22 protein-coding genes are annotated in these 20264 nt (G+C 75.1%); 10 read left to right on the top strand and 12 right to left on the bottom strand.

From position 1 onward, the window contains the following. Nucleotides 1-37 precede the first annotated feature (37 nt). Nucleotides 38-670: a M48 metallopeptidase family protein gene (locus BM142_RS07775; protein ID WP_092196221.1), complete on the bottom strand. Its 633-nt coding sequence runs from the start codon at nucleotides 668-670 to the stop codon at nucleotides 38-40. A 483-nt stretch (nucleotides 671-1153) separates the two neighbouring features. On the opposite strand from BM142_RS07775, the gene BM142_RS24450 reads away from it, so the two are divergent. The 3 genes from BM142_RS24450 to BM142_RS07765 all read left to right on the top strand — a co-directional run bounded on the left by BM142_RS24450 (nucleotide 1154) and on the right by BM142_RS07765 (nucleotide 3997). Then, complete coding sequence (locus tag BM142_RS24450) at nucleotides 1154-1306, top strand: DUF5679 domain-containing protein (protein ID WP_012950213.1); 153 nt, start codon at nucleotides 1154-1156, stop codon at nucleotides 1304-1306. Nucleotides 1307-1460: 154 nt separating this feature from the next. After that, the gene (locus tag BM142_RS07770) at nucleotides 1461-2606 is read left to right on the top strand and encodes a ThiF family adenylyltransferase (RefSeq protein WP_092196220.1); all 1146 of its coding nucleotides are present in this window, start codon (nucleotides 1461-1463) and stop codon (nucleotides 2604-2606) included. A 68-nt stretch (nucleotides 2607-2674) separates the two neighbouring features. Next, nucleotides 2675-3997, top strand: coding sequence for an ABC1 kinase family protein (locus tag BM142_RS07765; protein WP_217640632.1), 1323 nt, complete (start codon nucleotides 2675-2677; stop codon nucleotides 3995-3997). A 218-nt stretch (nucleotides 3998-4215) separates the two neighbouring features. On the opposite strand, the gene BM142_RS24130 is transcribed toward BM142_RS07765, so the two are convergent. From BM142_RS24130 to BM142_RS07750, 4 genes are all read right to left on the bottom strand, one after another. Then, nucleotides 4216-4449, bottom strand: a complete 234-nt coding sequence (locus tag BM142_RS24130; RefSeq protein WP_139228807.1) for a hypothetical protein — start codon at nucleotides 4447-4449, stop codon at nucleotides 4216-4218. Then, the gene (locus tag BM142_RS07760) at nucleotides 4446-4784 is read right to left on the bottom strand and encodes a WhiB family transcriptional regulator (protein ID WP_470277981.1); all 339 of its coding nucleotides are present in this window, start codon (nucleotides 4782-4784) and stop codon (nucleotides 4446-4448) included. The genes BM142_RS24130 and BM142_RS07760 overlap by 4 nt, the downstream gene beginning before the upstream one ends. Nucleotides 4785-4928: 144 nt before the next feature. Beyond that, nucleotides 4929-5222 (bottom strand): hypothetical protein, encoded by a 294-nt coding sequence (locus BM142_RS07755; protein ID WP_139228806.1) that lies wholly within the window; start codon nucleotides 5220-5222, stop codon nucleotides 4929-4931. Nucleotides 5223-5424: 202 nt separating this feature from the next. Continuing rightward, nucleotides 5425-7452 carry an ATP-dependent helicase gene (locus tag BM142_RS07750; protein WP_092196218.1) on the bottom strand — a complete coding sequence of 676 codons (2028 nt, stop codon included), beginning with the start codon at nucleotides 7450-7452 and terminating at the stop codon, nucleotides 5425-5427. A 164-nt stretch (nucleotides 7453-7616) separates the two neighbouring features. Between BM142_RS07750 and BM142_RS07745 the strand changes: the two genes are divergently transcribed. From BM142_RS07745 to BM142_RS07735, 3 genes are all read left to right on the top strand, one after another. After that, nucleotides 7617-7883 (top strand): mycoredoxin, encoded by a 267-nt coding sequence (locus BM142_RS07745; protein ID WP_092196217.1) that lies wholly within the window; start codon nucleotides 7617-7619, stop codon nucleotides 7881-7883. A 121-nt stretch (nucleotides 7884-8004) separates the two neighbouring features. Next, a complete protein-coding gene (locus BM142_RS07740) occupies nucleotides 8005-8631 on the top strand; it encodes an ANTAR domain-containing protein (protein WP_254790640.1) in 627 nt (208 codons plus the stop codon). A 95-nt stretch (nucleotides 8632-8726) separates the two neighbouring features. Continuing rightward, the gene (locus BM142_RS07735) at nucleotides 8727-9278 is read left to right on the top strand and encodes a nucleoside/nucleotide kinase family protein (RefSeq protein WP_254790638.1); all 552 of its coding nucleotides are present in this window, start codon (nucleotides 8727-8729) and stop codon (nucleotides 9276-9278) included. 62 nt (nucleotides 9279-9340) lie between these two features. Here BM142_RS07735 and nudC read toward each other — a convergent pair whose 3' ends face one another. The 4 genes from nudC to BM142_RS07715 form a co-directional block, all read right to left on the bottom strand. Beyond that, the gene (nudC, locus tag BM142_RS07730; protein WP_254790637.1) at nucleotides 9341-10270 is read right to left on the bottom strand and encodes an NAD(+) diphosphatase; all 930 of its coding nucleotides are present in this window, start codon (nucleotides 10268-10270) and stop codon (nucleotides 9341-9343) included. A 2-nt stretch (nucleotides 10271-10272) separates the two neighbouring features. Then, complete coding sequence (locus BM142_RS07725) at nucleotides 10273-11628, bottom strand: M16 family metallopeptidase (protein WP_092196214.1); 1356 nt, start codon at nucleotides 11626-11628, stop codon at nucleotides 10273-10275. Next, complete coding sequence (locus tag BM142_RS07720; RefSeq protein ID WP_092196213.1) at nucleotides 11625-12935, bottom strand: M16 family metallopeptidase; 1311 nt, start codon at nucleotides 12933-12935, stop codon at nucleotides 11625-11627. Before BM142_RS07720 ends, BM142_RS07725 begins: the two co-directional genes overlap by 4 nt. A 192-nt stretch (nucleotides 12936-13127) precedes the next feature. Further along, nucleotides 13128-14015: a DUF2510 domain-containing protein gene (locus BM142_RS07715; protein ID WP_092196212.1), complete on the bottom strand. Its 888-nt coding sequence runs from the start codon at nucleotides 14013-14015 to the stop codon at nucleotides 13128-13130. A gap of 52 nt (nucleotides 14016-14067) precedes the next feature. Between BM142_RS07715 and BM142_RS07710 the strand changes: the two genes are divergently transcribed. Beyond that, nucleotides 14068-14841, top strand: coding sequence for a putative protein N(5)-glutamine methyltransferase (locus BM142_RS07710; protein ID WP_092196211.1), 774 nt, complete (start codon nucleotides 14068-14070; stop codon nucleotides 14839-14841). Between the two features lie 7 nt (nucleotides 14842-14848). Here the strand turns inward: BM142_RS07710 and BM142_RS07705 are convergent, their stop codons facing one another. From BM142_RS07705 to BM142_RS07700, 3 genes are read right to left on the bottom strand one after another with little or no spacing between them, the layout of a single operon-like run. Next, entirely contained in the window at nucleotides 14849-16264 is a 1416-nt protein-coding gene (locus BM142_RS07705; RefSeq protein ID WP_175527159.1) for a M20/M25/M40 family metallo-hydrolase, read from the bottom strand. Continuing rightward, entirely contained in the window at nucleotides 16261-16788 is a 528-nt protein-coding gene (locus BM142_RS25130) for a hypothetical protein (protein WP_175527158.1), read from the bottom strand. The genes BM142_RS07705 and BM142_RS25130 overlap by 4 nt, the downstream gene beginning before the upstream one ends. Continuing rightward, nucleotides 16785-17750 (bottom strand): metallophosphoesterase family protein, encoded by a 966-nt coding sequence (locus BM142_RS07700; RefSeq protein WP_175527157.1) that lies wholly within the window; start codon nucleotides 17748-17750, stop codon nucleotides 16785-16787. The genes BM142_RS25130 and BM142_RS07700 overlap by 4 nt, the downstream gene beginning before the upstream one ends. A 79-nt stretch (nucleotides 17751-17829) precedes the next feature. On the opposite strand from BM142_RS07700, the gene BM142_RS07695 reads away from it, so the two are divergent. The 3 genes from BM142_RS07695 to BM142_RS25630 form a co-directional block, all read left to right on the top strand. After that, nucleotides 17830-18681 carry an alpha/beta fold hydrolase gene (locus tag BM142_RS07695; RefSeq protein WP_092196208.1) on the top strand — a complete coding sequence of 284 codons (852 nt, stop codon included), beginning with the start codon at nucleotides 17830-17832 and terminating at the stop codon, nucleotides 18679-18681. Nucleotides 18682-18965: 284 nt separating this feature from the next. Further along, entirely contained in the window at nucleotides 18966-19847 is an 882-nt protein-coding gene (locus BM142_RS07690) for a dienelactone hydrolase family protein (protein ID WP_092196448.1), read from the top strand. Between the two features lie 151 nt (nucleotides 19848-19998). Further along, nucleotides 19999-20264, top strand: a 266-nt coding sequence (locus BM142_RS25630; protein ID WP_417852085.1) for a helix-turn-helix domain-containing protein, incomplete at its 3' end; no start/stop codon positions are given.

The raw sequence follows: 20264 nt of genomic DNA, 5'->3' as shown, positions 1-20264 counted from the left end.
CGAGCCCGCGAGCGGCGAGGAGGACGGGGTCCTTCCGTCAGTCGACCAGGTCGGCGGCGGGGTCCGGCTCGGCCCCGTCGGCGCCCGAGGCGGCCTGCTCGACCCCCTCCAGGAAGCCGCGGGCCCGCTCCGCCCGGGGATAGCGGGCGACGTGCGCCCAGAAGCGCTCGTCGTGGCCCGGCTCGAGCAGGTGCACGAGCTCGTGGACGAGCACGTAGTCCACGACGTACTCCGGCATTGCCCGCAGCCGGCTGGACAGGCGGATGCTGCCGTCGGCCGGGGTGCACGAGCCCCACCGGCGGTTCTGGTTGTCCACCCAGCGCACGCTCGTGGGTTCGGCCAGCCCGTCGAGGTGCGCCGCCGACAGCGCTCGCGCGCGGGCCATCAGCTCGTCGTCCCCACCGAGCGAGCGGCGGCGCCGCTCCTCGCGCGTCTGCAGCTTCGCCACCATCTGCGCCACCCAGCGCCGCTCCTCGGCAGGGCTGAAGGCGGCCGGGATCAGCACCACGGTCCGCCCCTTCTCCCGGTAGGCGGTCACCGTGCGGCGCCGGCGGGCGCTGCGGCGGACCTCCACCGCGCCCAGGGCCGCGGGACCACCGGCGAGGTCCGGGAGGCCCCCGTCCGCCGGGGCGGCGTCCTCGGCACCCCGGCGGGCGCGGGCAGCCGGCACCGCGCGCTCACCCGGGCGGGCAGCGAGCGACGGGCCCCTCGCGTCGGGGCACGCGGGGGCGTCTGGGGTCCATCCGGGCACGGAGGCACCGTAAGGCACACGGTGCACGCGGCGCCTCCGCGAAGGCACCCACTCGGGTGCAGGTCGCACGGACGGTGGACAGGCCCACCGCTCCACCCGGTGACAAGGGTTGCGCCCGGTGGCCGCTCCACAGCCGCGACGACCGCGTTCGCGCAGGTGAGGAACGTGCCGGGGATCGCGCCGGCGGGGTTGTCCCGGGACCGTCCCCGCTCCGCGCACAGGGACACGCCGAACCGTCCCCACACGCTCCACAGGGTTGTCCACAGGCTGTGGAGCACGGGCCGGGGAGCAGCGCCACCAGGTCGTCCCCGCGCGGACCCGTCGGCTCGTCGGCACGGGTAGCGTGCCTGCGCAACGGCGTCCGGCATGCATGCCGAGGCACCCCGATCCCGAGGAGATCCCGTGGCGGAGAGCTACAACGGCTACTGCGTGAAGTGCAAGGAGAAGCGCGACTTCGACGGCGAGGTCAAGGTCAGCGAGTCCGGCCGCCGCATGGCCCAGGGCACCTGCCCGGTGTGCGGCACCAAGATGAACCGGATCCTCGGCAAGGCCTGAACAAGGACCCCCTTCTCCCCACCCCTCGCACGCTCGGGGCGGGCCCCGGAAGGGGGCCATGCGGCGGCGCTCCTGATGAGGGGCGCCGCCGTTCGTCGTCCCGGGCCTGTGGACGCAGGCCTCCGCCGCCTCGCCGCGCTGCGACGCTGGCCGGGTGAGTGACTCCGCCCACCCCCTGCTGCCGGCCGCCACCCCGCTGCTCCAGGCCGGCGCCGCCGCCGGCGTGCAGGCGGGAGGTGTCGACGGCGGCTCCGGTCTGCTCCTCGAGGCGGACGACGCCGCCATGGTCGCGCTCCTGCGCGGGCTGGACGGGCGACGGGGCCAGCGCGCGGTGATCCGCGACGCGGCCCGGCTGGGGCTCGATCCCCGGCACGTGGCCGAGGTCCTGGACGGTCTGCGCGACAGCGGACTGCTCGTCGATCTGGACGCCGGTGACCTGCTGTCGGCGACGGCGGGGCCCGCAGCGTCCGCCCGCACCGCTCCGGAGCTGCCCGCCGCCCTGGGCCGCCCGGGCGGGTGGCGCGCACGACGCAGGTCGGTGGTGGTCGTGGAGGGCGCCACGCGGGTGGGCGCCCCGCTCGCCGCCATGCTGGCGGCGAGCGGCGTCGGGCGGGTGACGGTGCGCGACAGCGGCCTCACGACGGCCGGGGACGCCGTCGTCGGTGGCCTCACCGCCGCCGACGAGGGGCGCCCCCGGGCCCTGGCCGCCGCGGACGCGGTGCGCCGCGCCAGCCCGCTCACCGATCTGCGGCCGCTGGAGCCGGGCATCGACGCCGACCTGGTCGTGCTGGCCCGGCCGTGGGCCGCCTGCGATCCGCTCGTCGCCGGCTTCCACCGTTCCGGCGTCCCGCACCTGGTGGCGACCGTCCGGGGCGAGACCGGGGTCGTCGGGCCGCTGGTCGTCCCCGGGATGACCAGCTGCCTGCACTGCGCCGACCTGCACCGGCGGGACGCCGACCCACGCTGGCCCCGTCTCGCGGCGCAGCTGACGGCCCGCGAGCCACCGCCGAGCGGGTCCACGGTCACCTGCCTGCTCACGGCGGCGACCGCGGCGCTGCAGGCGCTCGCCTATCTCGACGGCTCGGCCGCCCCCGGGGTGCTCGAGGCCACCGTGGAGCTGCGCCCGCCTCATCTCGCACCGCGGCTGCGACGCTGGCCGGTGCACCCGGGCTGCTCGTGCGGAGCGGCCCGGGAGGAAGCCACGGCCACCCCCGCCGGTGGACCCACCGCCCGTTCAGGGGACGCGGTGACGGCACCTGCGGGCGCGGACCGTCCCCGAGAGGGAACAATGGGCGGCTGACCGGGCTCGCGGGCTCACCGGCACGAGACGACGGGCCCCGCGGGGGCGCCCGGCGACGAGGAGGATGCGTGAGCGACGACGGACCGGTGATGCCGGGAGGCTCGCTCGCCCGGAGCGCCCGGTTGGCCTCCCTCCCTCTCGGAGCCGCCGGCCGCGCCACCCTGGGTCTGGGCAAGCGGCTCTCCGGCCGGGACGCCGACGACGTCGCCGCCGAACTGCAGCAGCGCACGGCGGAGCAGCTGTTCGCCGTGCTGGGCCAGCTCAAGGGCGGGGCGATGAAGCTGGGCCAGACCCTGTCGGTGTTCGAGGCGGCGGTCCCCGACGAGGTCGCGGCCCCCTACCGCGAGGCCCTGACCAAGCTTCAGGAGGAAGCGCCACCCATGCCGGTGCGCACCGTGCACGCGGTGCTCGCCCAGCAGCTCGGCGGCACCTGGCGCACCCGGTTCGCCGAGTTCGACGACCAGCCGGCGGCCGCCGCCAGCATCGGCCAGGTCCACCGCGCCACCTGGCGGGACGGCCGCGACGTGGCAGTGAAGATCCAGTACCCCGGCGCCGCAACCGCGCTCATGGCTGACCTCAACCAGCTGGCGCGGTTCGCCCGGCTGTTCGCCGCCCTCTTCCCGGGCATGGACATCAAGCCGCTGATCGCCGAGCTCAAGGCGCGCGTCGCGGAGGAACTGGACTACGGGCTGGAGGCCGACGCCCAGCGGGCATTCGCCACCGCCTACGCCGGGGACCACCAGATCCGCGTCCCCCGCGTCGTCGCGAGCGCGCCGAAGGTGATCGTCTCCGAGTGGCTGGAGGGCACCCCCCTCTCCCGGATCATCGCCGACGGCAGCCGCGAGCAGCGCGACCGCGCCGGGCACCTGCTCGCGGTGCTGCACTTCTCCGGTCCGCAGCGGGCCGGGATGCTGCACGCCGACCCGCACCCGGGCAACTTCCGGCTGCTGCCCGACGGCCGGCTCGGGGTCATCGACTTCGGGGCCACCGCCCGGCTGCCGGACGGCCATCCGGAGCCGATCGGGCGGTTGCTGCGGTGGGCGCTGGCCGGCAAGGCGGAGGAGGTGCTCGCCGACCTCCGGGCCGAGGGCTTCGTGCGCCCCTCGATGGAGGTCGACGCCCAGGGGGTGCACGACTTCCTGCGACCGATGCTCGACCCCGTGGCCGAGCGGCACTTCCACTTCACCCGCGCGTGGATGCAGGAACAGGCCGGCCGGATCGCCGACCCCCGGTCGGAGGCCAGCCGGCTCGGCCGGCAGCTGAACCTGCCGCCGGCCTACCTGCTGATCCACCGGGTGACCATCGGTTCGATCGGGGTGCTCTGCCAGCTCGACGCGGCCGGTGACTTCCGCAGCGTCCTGGAGGAGTGGCTGCCCGGCTTCGCGGAATGAGCATCGCGGCGAGTGGGACCCGGAGGGTTCCGCGCAGCCGCGACTGACTGAACGGCGTCGTGGTGTGTCGTGTCGAGTGCGGCCCGGAGGGTCCCACGATGGCGCGACGGTGGGCTCCGCGCCATCGGGGGACAGCTCCTGGCCGCGGTGTGCTCCGGCGGCCCCGTCCAGAGGCTCACCCCGAGCGGAGCGAGGGGTGAGGAGGACGGGGTCCTTCCTCAGTAGACGGCGGCGCTGGCCCGCGCGGCACGGCGGACCGCGCGCTCGGCCCGGCGGGCCGTGCGGCGGGCCAGGTACAGGCGGCGGGCACGGGAGGCCGCGGCGGCCTCGGCCTGCATCTCGCCCATCCGGCTGCGGGACAGCTCCTGTTCGAGCATGTACATGACGGTTCCTTCTCGATGGGTGGTCGGACCCCTGCCGACGGACAGGGGGACGTTCTCGGTGCCGCTCATGCGGCCACGACCTTGCGGGGGCGTCCCCGCGGCCGCTTGCGTGCGATGACGGCGCCGCGTTCGAAGATCTCGCCGCCCCACACCCCCCACGGCTCGCCCCGGTCGAGGGCGCCCGCGAGGCAGGCGTCCCGGATGGGGCAGGGGCTGCACAGGCTCTTGGCCTGCTCGAGCTGCCCCGGGCTCTCGGCGAACCACAGCTCCGGGTCCTCCACCCGGCACGGCAGCGGCCGCCGCACCGGTGCGGGGGGCAGGGGTGTGGGGCGCCTCGGTGGAAATCCCCCGGTCCAGGGCCCGGGTCGGCGGTGGGACGTCGGGCGGTCGATCGTCTGCTGCACTGCCGCTCCTCCTCGTTCTCTCGTCTGCGACGGCCGGCGGAGGCCCGCCGACCGGAAGTCGGTGCCGGGGCGCCGCGGACAAAGAGAGAGGCCGCGGATCCCGGGGTTCGGGTTCCGCGGCCTCGAGGAGGACCGGTCGAGCGGTTAGCTCTGCGGTCTCCCCGAGGAGTGGTACCCGAGGGTGGTGCCGTTGTTGTCGAAGGCGTTCGTGGTCACGACGTCGTGGCCGATGGCCTGGCGGGCGTCGGGACGGAGGCGGACGGAGGCGCTGCCGGTGGGCAGACCGGTCCCCCGCGACGGGGCGGTGGGCGCAGTCATGGGCGCGACCGCACGCTCGGCGAGGCCCGCGCACGGGCCGGTGGCGTACACCGGGCGCACGTCGAGGCCGCCCTGGCCGAGGAGATCGGCGGGGGCCCAGGTCGTGGTCGTGCTGATCATCAGTGCCCCTCCTTCCTCGGGGTCGGCGCGGGCCGGGACGGCCAGCAGCACGGGGCGCAGTTCGTGTGTGCCGGAACACTAGGACCCGGGCGAGAACCGGGTCAATCGAATTAACTCCGACGTCCTCCGGAGGTGGTCGGCCGGCCGTTCCTTCCCGCCCGCCGTCGCGTTCGGTACCGACCCGGCCCGCCGGCGCACACGCTCACCCGCTGACGGCGGCCAGCACGTCCGCGCCGTAGAGCTCGAGCTTGCGCGACCCGATCCCGGGGAGCGCGGCCAGCTCGCGCAGCGTGGCGGGCCGGGTCTCGGCGATCGCCTGGAGCGTGGCATCGGTGAAGACGACGTAGGCCGGCACCGAGGCGGACTGCGCCGTCTCGCTGCGCCAGGCGCGCAGCCGCTCGAACAGCGCGCCCGCCTCCCCCTCGAGGACCACCTTGGGCCGCTTGACGGATCGGCGCGCCGCCGGGGCCGTCGGACCCGACCCGGGCGCGAGCCCGTCCAGGAAGCGGCTGCGGGGACGGGCACGCTTGGCCCCCGGGTTGCGGCCGAGCGACCACGACAGCGACAGGTGCTCGCGGGCCCGGGTGATCGCGACGTAGAGCAGCCGCCGCTCCTCCTCCACCGCGACGGGCCGGCTGAGCGACTGTGCGATCGGGACCACGCCGTCGACCAGGCCGACGACGAAGACGGCGTCCCACTCCAGGCCCTTCGCGGCGTGCATCGACGCGAGGGTCACCCCTTGCACGGTGGGGGCGTGCTGCGCGTTGGCCCGTTCGGCCAGGTGCCCCACGAATCCGGCGAGGTCCAGGGCCGGGTTCTCCGCCACCAGGTCGACGGCCAGGTCGACCAGAGCGGCCAGGGACTGCCACCGGTCGCGCGCCGCGCCACCGGGCGGCGGCCGGTGCTCGGCCCACCCCACGGAGGCGAGCACGTCGCGGACGGTCGGCACCAGCGCACCGGGCTCGCTGCCTCCGGCGGCCGCGCCGTGCAGCAGCAGCACCGCCTCGCGGACCTCCGGCCGCTCGAAGAACCGCTCGCCGCCCTTGAGCACGTACGGCACCCCGACCTCGGTCAGGGCGGCCTCGTAGACCTGGGACTGCGCGTTGATGCGGAACAGCACCGCGATCTCGGCCGCCGGCAGCCCCGAGTCGATCAGCGCCTTGCACCTCGCCGCGACCGCGGCCGCCTCGGCGGGTTCGTCCGGGTACTCGACGAACGTGGGCTCCCCCGCGTCGGGACGCTGGCCGAGCAGCCGCAGGCCCGGCAACCCCTTGCGCACGGGAGCCTGGCCGATCAGCCGGTTCGCCAGGCCCACCACCTGCGGGGTCGAGCGGTAGTCCCGTTCCAGCTTCACCACCGCGGCGTCGGGATAGCGGTCGGCGAAACCGAGCAGGTAGTCCGGATCGGCCCCGGTGAAGGAGTAGATCGTCTGGTTGGGGTCGCCCACGACGCACACCTCGGCGCGCCCCCCGAGCCAGGCGTCGAGCAGCCGCTGCTGCAGCGGGTTGACGTCCTGGTACTCGTCGACGACGAAGTGGCGGTACTGCCCGCGCACCTCGCGTGCCACCTGCTGGTGCTCCTCGATCGCGTACGCGGTGACGAGCAGGAGGTCCTCGAAGTCGAGCACGCCGTCACGCTGCTTCGCCGACTCGTAGCCGGCGTAGACCGAGGCCACCGCGGCGGCCTCGAACGGTGGCTCCCGGCCGGCGGCCTGCGCTCGTGCGGGGTAGTCGTCCGGCGTGGCGAGGGTGGTCTTCGCCCACTCGATCTCGCTGGCCAGGTCGCGCAGACTGGTGCGGTCGGTCGACAGCCGGGCGCGCGAGGCGGCGGTGGCCACCAGGCGGAGCTTGTTCTCGACCAGCGAGGGCATGGGACCGCCGAGGACACGCGGCGCGAAGTAGCGCAGCTGGCGCATCGCCGCGGCGTGGAAGGTCCGGGCCTGCACGCCGCCGACGTCCAGGGCGGCCAGCCGGCCACGGAGCTCACCTGCGGCGCGCGCGGTGAAGGTGACCGCGAGGACCTGCTCGGGCACGTAGACCCCGGTGTGGACGCCGTAGGCGATCCGATGGGTGATGGTGCGGGTCTTGCCCGTCCCGGCACCGGCGAGGATGCACACCGGCCCGACGACGGACTGCGCGGCCTCGCGCTGCTCCTCGTCCAGGGCGGCCAGGACGGCGTCCGCGCGGGAGCCCGACCCGGTACCGTCACGTACCGCTTCCGACTGCGACATCTGCGCCCCCTCCCCGGATCACCACCGCCGTGTGTCCTGATCCTCTCAGCCGGGGGGGACGGCGCCGGGAAGCATCCCCAACGACGCTGCGTTGCCGTGGAGACACGCGGGGCCACCCTCTGGGGGGTGGACCCGTCCGGAACTACCAGGGAGGATCCCGCTCGATGACCTCGACCCCCACGGCCGCCGTGACCATGTACACCACCGATTGGTGTGGGTACTGCGTGCGGCTGAAGAAGCTCATGCAGCGCGAGGGGATCCCGTTCTCCGAGGTCAACATCGAGCACGACGCCGAGGCGGCGGAGCTGGTGATGAAGGCCAACGGTGGCAACCGCACCGTGCCGACCCTCCTGTTCGCCGACGGTGTCGCCCTCACCAATCCGACCATCGACCAGGTGAAGGCCCAGCTGGGCCCTGTTCCGGAGGCATGAGCAGCCCGTGATCCCCGGTCCCCGGCCCCCGAAGGGGCAGAATCGCCCCGGAGCGGGCCGCGACCGCGGCATGGACGTCCTCCGGCCCACCGCACCGGACGTGCTCGTGGAGGCCGCTGTGGTGAGTTCGACGCCTGATCCCGTCCCGGCCACGGGCACGCCCGGTGCGGTGCAGGTGGCCCTCGTCCGCACCGAACGCGGGTGGTGCGTGCAGTCCCCCGCCGGCAGGGAGGTCGCCGGCGGCCTGGTCGAGGGGCTCTCCCTCGCCGACCTCGTGTCGGAGGAGCTGGGTGTGCTGAACGAGCCCGGCCGCTCCGCCCGCCGCTCCGCGCGGGGGACGGGAGGTGCCGGCGAGGTGCTCCTGGACCCGGCGGAGGCGCGCATGGCGGAGCTGGAGCGGACCGTCGCCCAGCTCGAGCACGCGTTGGCCGCCCGGGTCTCCACCGAACGGGCCATCGGCGTGCTCGCCGAGCGGCGCGGCACGAGCGCGCGGGCCGCGTTCGAGACGCTGCGCCGCGATGCCCGGTCCCAGGGACGCCCCGTGGCCGAGCTCGCCCGCGAGGTGCTCGACGCGCTCCCGACGGACTCCCCCGAACCGGCGGGCGCCGGGCCGACCAGCTCCTCCCCCCGGGCGGTACCGGCCCCGGGCCTGCGCCGACCGCACACGCTCGTGGTGCCCGTGACCCCGCCGACCCCGCGGCCGACCTTCGACGCAGCCGCCGTAGTCGCCGGGGACGGCGGCTGCTGACCCGTCCGGAGCCGCTGACGCCGGAGGCGCTGGCCGGGCGTCTCGCCGGCCTCCTCGCGCCGCTGGCCCCCGAACCCGGTGCCGCCGCGCTGCGGGTGGCCGTCGACGGGCCGGCCGCGGCCGCCCCGGACCGGCTGGCCGACGCGGTGGCCGGGCTCCTGCCCGCCCTGGGCCGCCCGTCCGCCGTCGTTCCGGCCGGCGGCTTCTACCGGCCGGCCTCCCTGCGGCTCGAGCGCGGGCGGACCGACCCCGACGCCCGCTACACCGACTGGCTGGACGCCGGCGCCCTCACCCGCGAGGTCCTGGCGCCGGTGGGCCCCGGTGGCACCGGGGAGTACCTGCCCGTCCTGTGGGACGTCGCGCGCGACCGGGCGGCCCGGGCGCCGCGCCGCCCGGCTCCGGAGCAGGGCGTGCTGCTCGTGCCCGGGGCGCTGCTGCAGGGCCTGGGGCTGTCCTTCGACGTCGTGGTGCACCTCCGGATGTCCCCGGCGGCACGGCGGCGGCTGACCGACCCCGACCAGGCGTGGCAGCTACCGGCCTTCGACCGCTACGACGAGGAGGTCGACCCGTCGGCCCTCGCGGACGCCGTGGTGCTGGCCGACCACCCCGACCGGCCGGCGTTGCTGCTGGGCGGACGTTTCGCCTGACGGCCCGCCTGCAGGGCCCCGCCGCGAGCGTGCGAGTGGTGGGGGGCAGGCGGGTCATTCTCCTAGCGAGGCGTGGGGGGAAGCTCGTCCTTCAACCACCGGTCGATGATGTGCCGGGCGATCGACACCGGCGGCGGCAGCGCGGCGGGACCGCCGCCGCCGAGGAGCTCCTGCCGGGTGAACCACCGGGCCTCCTCGATCTCGGTCGGGTCGAGGACCAGCTCGTCGCCGCCGTCCGCGCGGGCCACGAAGCCGAGCATCAGCGACTGCGGGAACGGCCACGGCTGGCTGCCGACGTACCGGATGTCGGTCACCGCGAGGCCGACCTCCTCGGCCACCTCCCGGGCGACGGCCGCCTCGGCCGACTCCCCCGGCTCGACGAACCCGGCCAGGATGGAGAACCGGCCCGGCGGCCACACCGCCTGCCGGCCCAGCACCAGCCGGTCGGCACCGTCGTGCACCAGCATGATCACCGCCGGGTCGGTGCGCGGGAAGATCTCGGTGCCGGTGGTGGGATCGCGCTGGCTCCAGCCCGACCGCTCGATCGTCGTCGCCGCCCCGGTCAGCGGGCTGAACCGGTTGCGCTCGTGCCACTCGAGGATGCCGACGGCCTCGACCAGCAGGCCGGCGTCGAGATCGCGCAGGTCCGCCCCCACCTCGCGCAACCCCGACCAGGAGTCGACCGGTCGGCCGTTGACGGTCAGCGAGCGCTCACCCCGGACGGCGGCGTACGGGACGCCGTCCGCCTCCCCGAGGTAGACCGCCCCGACCGGCAGCGCGGGCTGCTCGTCCCAGACCAGCTCCGGCCCGTCCGCGCCCTCCACCACCGGCACGCTGCGCCGCGGGTCGACGGTCAGCACGCGGACCGGCCGGCCCCCGGCGGGGTCGGGCAGGGAGCGCGCCAGGTGGGCGCGGTCGTGCGCCACGCGGGACAGCACCGGGACGTCGCCGCGGGACGGCGCGGAGTGCTCCGGCCAGGCCGACCCCGGCACCGTCACTGCGGGGCGCCGGGGCGCACGGAGACCGGCGCGAGGGCGCCCAGCGGCTCGGCGACCCGGTCGGCGTCGCCGACGACGACGGCGGTGAGCGCGGTCGACGCCAGGTACCGGCGGGACACCTCCTGCACCTGCTCGACGGTCACCTCGGCGAGCGCCTGCTGGTGCTCGGCCAGCCAGCCGGGCGGCAGGCCCGCACCCACCAGCGCCGAGAGGGTGCTGGCCAGGCCGGCGTGGGTCGCGGTCGACAACGCCATGCTGCCCAGGACGTAGCGGCGGGCTCCGTCGAGCTCCGCCTCGGTCACCGGCAGCAGGGCCATGCGCCCCAGCTCGTACCAGGTCTCCAGCAACGCCGGCCCGGTGACCTCGGTGGCGACGTCGGCCTCCACCAGGAACGAGGAGCCGGCCGCCTGGTGGTCCACCGAGCTGCGGGGGCTGTAGGTGTAGCCCTTGTTCTCCCGGATGTTCTCCACCAGCCGGGAGGAGAAGTAGCCGCCGTAGATCATGTTGGCCAGCCGTACCGCGGGGAGGTCCGGATCGGTGCGGCCGGGGGCGGGCCCGCCGAGCCGGATGTTGGACTGCACGGCACCCGGCCGGTTCACCAGTTCGATGCCGGCCGGCCGCAGATCGGGGACCGGCGGCGCCTCCACGGCATGCCCGGCCCCGGTCCACTCCCCCAGCGCAGCCGCGACGGCGTCCGCCGCGGCGTCGGGGTCGAGGTCCCCGACCAGCACCAGGGTGCTGCCGGCCGGGAGCACCCTGGTGCGGTGCAGGTCGCGGAGGGCGTCGCCGTCGACGGCCGACACCAGGTCCGGCGCCGGGAGCGTGATGGCGTACGGGTGGTCGCCGTAGCGGCGGGCGGCCAGCGCCTCCCGTGCGATGACGCCCGGCTGGGAGAGCGCGATGGCGATCTGCTCGGCCACCCGGTCGCGCTCGCCCTCGACCTCGCCGTCGGGGTAGGTCGCGCCGGTCAGCAGCTCGGCGAGCACGCCCAGGACGGGAGCGAGGCCGGCGGGGAGGAGCGTGGTGGCGAGCAGCAGGCGGTCCGGGCCGGTGGCGACCGAGATCTCGGCGCCGTGGCCCTGCAGCAGCTGCGCGACGGCCGTCTTGTCGTGCGACGTCGTCCCCAGGAGCACTGCCCCGGAGAGAACCGCGCCCCGGGCGGTGTGCAGGGCGGCGTCGGTCGCCGTCGTCGCCGCGAAGGGCACACGGAGCCGCAGCTCGACGAGCGGCACGCCGGGCCGGGGCACCAGGACCAGACGCAACCCGTTCGGCAGGGTCGACTCGACCGCCGTGGGCACCGGCTGCGGCCGGGGCTCGCCCAGCGGCGGGATCAGCGACAGGTCGGGGGTCATCGCCGTCCTCCCGTGGCGCGCAGCTCGAGGACGGCGGCGGTGCCGGGATCCAGATCGCCGGCGGCCGCCTGGACCTGTTCGGGTGTGACCGCGGCGAGCCGCGCGGCCAGCTCACCGGCCAGCTCGGCGCGGCCGTGCACGAGCTCGGCGGAGGCGAAGCCCAGGGTGCGGCCGAGGACCGAGTCGGCCTGGCGCAGGAGCTGGGCCTCGGTGCGGGCCTGCACGCGGCGCAGCTCGTCGGCCGGGACGCCGTCCTCGGCGATCCGCCGCACCTCCTCGTGCACCGCGGCCTGCACCCGCTCGGCCGGGACGGCGGAGGGGTGGTGCACCTGGGTGGTCAGCAGGGTGGCGTCCCGGACGTCGAAGGGGTCACCGAACAGCCCGACGTAGCTGCTCTGCGCGATGGCGATGCGGTCGTCGTGCACCAGGCGGCGCTCCAGCCGGGAGGCGTCGCCCTCGCTGAGCAGCTCGGCCAGCAGGACCGTGCCCAGGTAGCGGTCGAAGTCGCCGACCGGGTCCGGCACCCGCCAGCCGAGGGCCAGGGCCGGGGCCGGGGCGAGCGCGTCCTCGACGACGGCCGACCGCACGGTGGTGGGCCGGGGCTCCCCGGTGGGCGGGAGCGGGAGGACCTCGCGGGCGGCCACGGGACCGAACCAGCGCTGCACCAGCCGCTCGGTCTCGGCCACGTCGAGGTCGCCGCCGATGCAGAGGACGGCGTTGCCCGGGGCGTAGTAGCGGGCGAAGAAATCGGCCGCGTCGTCCACGGTGGAGGACTCCAGGTCGACGAAGGAGCCGTAGCCGTCGTGGGTGTTGGCGAAGCTCTCGAAGGCGATCTGCGGCAGCTGCAGCCAGGGGAAGGCGCCGTAGGGCCGGTTGAGCACGTTGACCCGGATCTCCTCCTTCACCACGTCGATCTGGTTGCGGAGGTTCTCCTCGGTGATCGCCGGCGCCGCCATGCGGTCGGCCTCGAGGAAGAGCGCCCGCTCCAGCGCCTCGGCCGGCAGCGCCTCGAAGTAGTTGGTGTAGTCCTGGTGGGTGGACCCGTTGAAGGTGCCGCCCGCGGCCTGCACCAGGCGGGCGTGCTCCATCTTCGGGACGTTGGCCGAGCCCTGGAACATCAGGTGCTCGAAGAGGTGGGCGAACCCGGTGCGGCCTTCCGGCTCGTTGCGCATCCCGACGTCGTAGAAGACGCTCACCGCCACCACGGGGACGCTCCGGTCGGGGGCGAGGACCACGCGCAACCCGTTGTCGAGCGTGAACCGCTCCACCGGGTGCCGCAGGGTCAGTTCGGCACCAGCAGTCGTCACCCGTCCGACAGTAACGGCGGGCGGACCCGCCCCGCCGTCCGGAGGGCAGTCGGGGCGTCGGGGCCGTCCTCCCCCACCTCGCGGCGTCCTCCCCCACCCCGCGGCGTCCTCCCCCACCCCGCGGCGTCCTCCCCCACCGTCTGCCGTGCGGGAGGACGCGCCACGATCAGGTGAGCTGATCGTGGCCGGGGCTCACAGCACCTCGACGGCGTCGACGACGCGGTCGATGACGCCGTAGAGCTCGGCGTGGGTGTTCGGGATCGAGATGTAGAGCAGCGCGGGGGCCGGGCGGCCGACGTCGACGAGCAGCAGCGCCGCGCGCTCACCGCTGGCGTCGTACCCCGGCGCGTCCCAGGCCAGCTGGAACTCGTACAGGTACGCCGCCCGGCCGTCGACGGTCCGGGGCTCCTCGCGCAGCACCGTCCGCTCGTTGGGCCGGGGGTAGTAGTTGAAGCGGACGCTGTCGGCCACGGTGCGGGTGGTGCTCTGCAGGGTCGAGGGGCCGGCCCACCCGAGGTTCGCGGCCAGCGGTCCCGACGTGCACTGCGCGATGAACGTGCTGCCCTCGGGGGTCAGGTCCTGGGTGATGAAGTACTGACCGGCGATCGCGGTGACCTCGGCCTGCATGCCCAGGTCGAACTCGTACCAGTTCTCGCCGAGGTAGGGGTAGGAGATGCCGGAGGCCTGGTCGATGATCCGCACGGTGCCCGGCGGGAACTCGGGGCCGGGCAGGGGCAGCGGTGCGGCCGAGGGCGCCGGCGTCCCGGCCACCGGGTCGGTACCGGGCCGGCCGAGCAGGACCGCGGCGACGACCACCGCCACGAGCGTCAGCAACGAGACGCCGATGACCCACGCGGTGCGGGCCCCGCCGCCGGTGCGTGGCTCCTCCTCCGGCGGCAGCGACGGGGGCTCCGGCTCGGGGGGTGCCAGGAGCGGTGAGGACTGCACCGCCACCCCGGGACCGGCCGGCGTCGCGACGTCCGACCACGTGCCGCCGTCCCACCAGCGCACGAATCCCGGCGTCCCGTCCGGGTCGGGGTACCAGCCGGGCGGTGGGGCCTGCCGGCCAGGTCCGCTCACGCCGCCCACCCTAGGACGACGGGTACCGTTCCCCGCTCAGCCGGGAGGTGCCGTGTCCGCTGCTCCACCGACCGCCGTCGTCGCCCGGCTGCGCGCCGCCGGCTGCGTCTTCGCCGAGGAGGAGGCGGCCCTGCTCCTCGCGGGAGCGGGATCGACGGGGCGCCTGGAGGAACTGGTCGGTCGCCGCGTCCTGGGCGAGCCCCTCGAGCACCTGCTGGGCTGGGCGGAGTTCTGCGGCCTGCGCATCGCGGTCGCCCCGGGCGTGTTCGTCCCTCGGCGCCGTTCGGAGCTGCTCGTCGCCGAGGCCGCGGCCCTCGCCCCCCGCCGCCCGGTCGTCGTCGATCTCTGCTGCGGATCCGGGGCGGTGGCCGCGGCGCTGACGACGGTGCTGGGGGACGCCGAGGTGCACGCCTCGGACGTCGATCCGGCCGCGGTCCGGTGCGCCCGGCGCAACCTGCCCGGGGGAAACGTGCACGCCGGCGACCTGTTCGACGCCCTCCCCGTCCACCTGCGCGGCCGGGTCGACGTCCTCGTCGCGAACCTGCCGTACGTGCCGAGCCGGGCGATCGCGCTCCTGCCCCCGGAGGCCCGCGAGCACGAGCCCCGCGTCGCCCTCGACGGCGGGGACGACGGGCTGGACGTCGCCCGCCGGGTGGTCGCCCAGGCCGGGGTGTGGCTGGCCCCCGGTGGCTCGCTGCTCTTCGAGGTCGGCGAGGCCCAGGTCCGCACCGCGACGGGCGCGCTCGCCGACGCGGGGTTCCGCCCGCGGGTGGCGACCGACGACGGGACCGGCGGCACCGTCGTCGTCGGGACCCTCCCCCGCTGACCGCTCCTCAGCGCAGCCGCATGGCGCCCAGTTCGCGCCACAGGTGCGCCGCCGCCTCGGCCCCGCGGGAGAGCATCGGCAGCAGGACGCGCTCGTTCGGGGAGTGGATGCGGTCGGTCGGCAGCCCGGCGCCGAGGAACAGCAGCGGGGCACCGAGCGCCTCGACGAGATCGGCCTCCGGTCCGCTGCCGCCCTCGCGGGTGAGCAGCACGTCCTCGGGCGCGGTGTCGAAGGCCTGGCCGATGGCCCGCAGCAGGGCCTCCATCGCCGGGGAGTCCAGGTCGCTCGAGCAGGGCGAGACCCCGCCGGGCGGGGTGTGCACCTCGGCCTCGATGCCGGCCGGGACGTTCGCCGCCACCCACGCCCGGAGCTGCGGTCCGACGTCCTCCGGTCGCTGGTCGGAGACCAGCCGGAAGGTGACCTTGGCGTGCGCCTCGGCCGGGATGATCGTCTTGTGGCCCGGGCCGGTGTACCCGCCCCACATGCCGTTGACCTCGGCGGTCGGCCGGGCGCCGGTGCGCTCCAGGGTGCTGAAGCCCTCCTCGCCGTAGGTGGCGCGGGAGGCCGCGGGCCCGGCCAGCCAGGCCCGCTCGTCGAACGGCACCCGGCTCATGAGCTCCCGCTCGCGGTCGGACAGCGGTCGGACCTTGTCGTAGAACCCGGGCAGGGTGACCCGGCCCCGGTCGTCGTGCAGCGTCGCCAGCAGCTCGGCCATGGCGTGCAGCGGATTGGGGACGGCGCCGCCGAAGGAGCCGGAGTGCAGGTCGACGGCCGGGCCGCGCAGCGTGATCTCGGCGTCGGCCAGCCCGCGCATGGCGGTCACCGCGCTCGGGACGTCCGGTGCGGCCATGCCGGTGTCGCTGACGACGACGACGTCGCAGCCGAGCCGGTCCCGCCGCTGCTGCAGGAGCGCGGGGAAGTGCGGCGAGCCGGACTCCTCCTCGCCCTCGATCAGCAGCTTCACCGTGACGGCGGGGGTGTCGCGGCCGGTGGCGGCCAGGTGGGCGCGCAGACCCAGCAGGTGCACGATCAGGACGCCCTTGTCGTCGCTGGCCCCGCGGCCGTGCAACTCGGGACCGTCCGGACCGTCGACCCGGGTCGGCTCGAACGGCGGGTGCTCCCACAGCTCCGGCGGATCGACCGGCTGGACGTCGTGGTGCCCGTAGACGAGCGCGACCGGTGCGTCGGCGTCGGCCGACGGCCACTCCGCGTAGACGGCGGGGGCGCCGGGTGTCGGCCAGATCTCGACCGTCGGGAAGCCGGTGCGGCGCAGCGCCTCGGCCAGCCAGGCGGCGCTGTCGGCGACGTCGCCCGCGTGCGCCGGGTCGGCCGAGATCGACGGGATGCGCACCCACGCCTCGAGGTCGGCGTGCAGGTCGTCGAGGTGGTCGAGGACGAACTCGCGTTCGGGACTGCTGGTCACGGGCCCCGACGGTAGTGGCGGGCCGGGACCGGCCGTTCGCCGTGTCCGGCGAGCGCCCGCCGCTCGGGGCTGGTGAGCCACCGGAACACGCCGCGCTCCACGCCCTCCGCGACCGCGACCGCGACCAGCTGAACCCCGCCCCACAGGGCCAGCAACGTCCATTCCTGACCGGCCAGCGGCGCCTGCATCGAACCGAGCTCGTGCAGCACCACGGCCAGCAGCACCGAGGACAGCAGGGCCAGCGCCACGAGGGCGTGGACGGCGGCGATCCACACGTTCGGCCGGGAACGGGTCATCGTCGACTGCCGGCGCAGCCGCCGGTAGCAGACCACCCCGTAGCCGAGCCCGACCACCGCGCTGACCGCCAGCAGGTCCAGCGCCTGCCACGACGGGGCGACCCCGCCCCCGGTCGCCGTCGAGTCGAGGATGAGCGCGGGGGCGACGACGACAGCGGCCGCCGCCGCCCCGTAGAGCGCGGCCGCGCCCTCGCGAACGGCACGGACCGCGCGCAGCCGCGTGCTCACCGGCCCTCGCGGGCCCGCAGGGTGAACCGGTCGACCAGGCCACCGTCGGGGCGGATGCAGCGGGCGGTCAGCCGGTCCCCGACCACCTCGACGTGCAGGTACTGCAGCACCGATGCGGCGGCGGCGGTGATCCGCGTCCGGTTCACGGGGGTCAGCTTGGCGCCCCCTCCGCTGACCACGTACGTGATCCCGTTCAGCGGCAGCGTGCGCTCGTAGTTGTGGTCGTGCCCGGCCAGCACGAGGTCGACCGCGTGCCGCTCCAGCACCGGGACGAGCATCTCCTCCGCGCCGGGCGTCGCACCGTGCCGGCCCGAGGAGTACGGCGGGTGGTGCAGGCAGACGACCTTCCACCGGCTCGCCGAGGTGCTCAGCGCGTCGTCGAGCCAGTCGAGCTGCGCGGAGGCGTCGTCGCCGAACAGGCCGGGCGTGCTGGAGTCGAGGTAGAAGAAGTCCACCGGGCCGTGGGTGGTCCGGTAGTAGCGCGCCGGTGTCCCCAGCAGCCGGAGCTCGGTCTCGATCTCCTCGAGCCGGGCGTCGCTGAAGTGCACCTCGCCGTCGTGGTTGCCGATCGCCAGCTCGACGTCGACCCCCGCCTCGACGAGCGGGCCGTAGGGCCGGAGGAAGACGTCGTCGAAACGGTCCTCGATCCTGCCGTAGTAGCAGATGTCGCCGAGGTGGGTGATCAGCCCGTACGGGTTCTGCTCGTAGCCCTGGGCCATCCGCGCGGCCACGGCCACCGCCTGCCGGCCACCGGTGCCGGTGTCCCCGACCGCGGCGAAGGTCAGCCGGTCGGGCGTGGTCGTCCAGGCCTGCCGGGACAGGACGAGCTCGGGCGTCCGGCCGGGGACCAGGTCCTCCCGGCTCAGCAGCGGCCACACCTGGTCGGCGAGGACCCCGCCGGTGAGGGCCGCCCCGCCCACGCCGGCGGCCGCGGCGAGGAACTGTCGTCGGGTCAGCGACATGCGTGGTTCAACGCGGCGACGTGGGCTCACCGTTCCCGGCCGGCGCGGCGCCCCCGGGCGAGGCGTTAGCGTCCTGGGCATGTCCGGAGAGCTGCTGCGCACCGACGTCGGCGACCTGACCTTCGACGTGCGCGTCGACGGCCCCGAGGACGGGCGGCCGGTGCTGCTGCTGCACGGCTTCCCGGAGACGTCGGCGTCGTGGGGGGCCGTGTCCCCGTTGCTGGCCCAGGCCGGACTGCGGACCTACGCCCCCGACCAGCTCGGCTACTCCCCCGGCGCACGGCCCGGCGAGGTCGAGGCCTACTCGATGCAGAACCTGGCGCAGGTGACCGCCGATCTGATGACGGCCCTGGAGATCCCGGTGGCCGACGTGGTCGCGCACGACTGGGGCGCGAACGTGGCCTGGACCCTGGCCGCCTGGCACGCCGACCGGGTCCGCTCGCTGACGGCGGTCTCGGTGCCGCACCCCGCCGCCTACACGGCGGCCTACCGCGCCGATCCCGAGCAGAAGGAGCGGTCCGCCTACATCCGGCTGTTCTGGCAGCCGGGCAAGGCCGAGGAGGTGCTGCTGGCCGACGACGCGCGCCGGCTGCGCCGGATGCTGTCCGGCGGCGAGCAGGCCAGCGGGGTGCCGGCGGAAGCGATCGACGAGTACGTGGCCGTGCTGTCGGCGCCGGGTGCGCTGACCGCCGCGCTCAACTGGTACCGGGCGATGAGCTCCGACACCCGGGTCGACCCGGTGGGTGTGCCGACGACGTACGTGTGGAGCGACGAGGACATGGCGATCGGGCGCACCGCCGCCGAGGCGTGCGCGAACTTCGTGACCGGCGACTACCGGTTCGTGGAGCTGGCCGGGATCACCCACTGGATCCCCGAGCAGGCCCCGGAGCAGCTGGTCCGCGCGATCCTGGACCGCATCGCCTCGAGCTGAGGAGTGCATCCTGGGTCGCCGTGGCCCGAACGGCATGCGCTGGGCCGTCGGGCTCTCCCGGTCACGATGGCGATGGCACGATCCGCCGACAGGCTCGCTCGTCAGGACGGCACCGGGAGCGGCCTCTGAAGGCGGCCTCAGGGACAGGCGCGAGGCACGACGTCGACCACCGTCATGCCCGGGCGCGCGGACGCGGTTCGTCGATCGGTCGGGGTCTTGTGCGGTCTTGGACGGGTGCCCTTCGCCCCTGCGACGACCACGAGACGCGGCGCGACGATTGGGTCATGCCCAGGGGACATCAGACGGACGGCATCGAGGGGTTCGAGGCGACGACGTTCGAGTACGGCGGCCGATCGCATGAGGTCTTCTCCGCCGGAGCCGGTCCTGCGGTCGTTGTCATGCACGAGGTGCCAGGCATCCATCCGGGCGTGCTGGACTTCGCGCGCCGACTGATCGCCGCTGGCTACCGGGTGTACCTGCCGTCGTTGTTCGGGCACCCCGGCGCACCGGCCAGCACTGGAGCGATCCTGCGGTCGATCGGGCGGACCTGCGTCTCTCGCGAGTTCACCGTGCTGGCCGATCGCACCAGCCCGGTCGCATCGTGGCTACGCGCCCTGGCGGCTCGAGCGCACGCCGAGTGCGGTGGTCCAGGGGTGGGGGCCGTCGGCATGTGTCTGACCGGCGGATTCGCGCTGGCGATGGCCGTTGACCCGGCCGTGCTGGCGCCGGTGTTGAGCCAGCCCGTCCTGCCCGCACCGGTGAACGCTGGCAAGCGGGCCGCCCTCGGGCTCGACGGCGACGACCTAGCCCGCGTGCAGGAGAGAACCGCACAGGGCCTGTGCGTGCTCGGCCTACGGTTCACCGCCGACAAGGGCTGCCCCGCCGAACGGTTCGCGACCTTGCGCCAGGAACTGGGCGAGGCCTTCGAGGGCATCGAGATCGACTCCTCGCCCGGCAACCCCTACGGCATTCGCTCCCAGGCGCACGCGGTGCTCACCGTCGACCTCGTCGACGAGCCCGGGCATCCCACCCGCGACGCCCTGGACCGGGTGATGGACTTCCTGCGCCAGCGGCTTCAGCAGCCTGAGCCGGACGGCGCGCCGCCCGCTGCCGTCGACCACGTTCCCAACCCACCCACAGCGGGCGGACAACCTCCAGTCGGCTGAGCCTCTGGCCACGTGTCCCTGAATGGGCCGCTCAGGGACACCAGCGCCGGCAGCGAGGACTGCGGATCTCGACGGTGTGCGCGGATGCGCAGTTCCCGGACCTTGGGTTCTAGGGGTCGTCGCAACACCTCGATGAGACGAGGTGGCCTCGATGGCTGGAACCGTGCATGTGCCGAAGCAGGTTCATCGTCGGTTCTGGCGGCTGGTCGCCGCTGGAAGCTCGACCGAGAATGCCGCTGCTGCCGTCGGCGTGGTTGGTGCCACCGGTCGCAGGTGGTTCGCCGAGGCTGGTGGCATGACGCCGATGAGTCTGGTCGAGCCCCGTGGCCGCTATCTGTCGTTCGCCGAGCGGGAGGAGATCGCCCTGGATCGGGCGGCCGGCCTGGGCGTGCGAGAAATAGCCCGGCGGCTGGGGCG

The sequence above is a fragment of the Blastococcus tunisiensis genome, assembly GCF_900112815.1.
Classification (GTDB): domain Bacteria; phylum Actinomycetota; class Actinomycetes; order Mycobacteriales; family Geodermatophilaceae; genus Blastococcus_B; species Blastococcus_B tunisiensis.
This window is presented reverse-complemented; position numbering and strand designations above follow the sequence as displayed.

Bases quoted from the DNA above. Each gene is read 5' to 3' on its own strand.
- BM142_RS24130 (WP_139228807.1), bottom strand. From the start codon at position 4,449: ATGAGCGGCACCGAGAACGTCCCCCTGTCCGTCGGCAGGGGTCCGACC.
- BM142_RS07755 (WP_139228806.1), bottom strand. From the start codon at position 5,222: ATGATCAGCACGACCACGACCTGGGCCCCCGCCGATCTCCTCGGCCAG.
- BM142_RS07750 (WP_092196218.1), bottom strand. From the start codon at position 7,452: ATGTCGCAGTCGGAAGCGGTACGTGACGGTACCGGGTCGGGCTCCCGC.
- BM142_RS07745 (WP_092196217.1), top strand. From the start codon at position 7,617: ATGACCTCGACCCCCACGGCCGCCGTGACCATGTACACCACCGATTGG.
- BM142_RS07725 (WP_092196214.1), bottom strand. From the start codon at position 11,628: ATGACCCCCGACCTGTCGCTGATCCCGCCGCTGGGCGAGCCCCGGCCG.
- BM142_RS07700 (WP_175527157.1), bottom strand. From the start codon at position 17,750: ATGTCGCTGACCCGACGACAGTTCCTCGCCGCGGCCGCCGGCGTGGGC.
- BM142_RS07695 (WP_092196208.1), top strand. From the start codon at position 17,830: ATGTCCGGAGAGCTGCTGCGCACCGACGTCGGCGACCTGACCTTCGAC.
- BM142_RS07690 (WP_092196448.1), top strand. From the start codon at position 18,966: ATGCCCAGGGGACATCAGACGGACGGCATCGAGGGGTTCGAGGCGACG.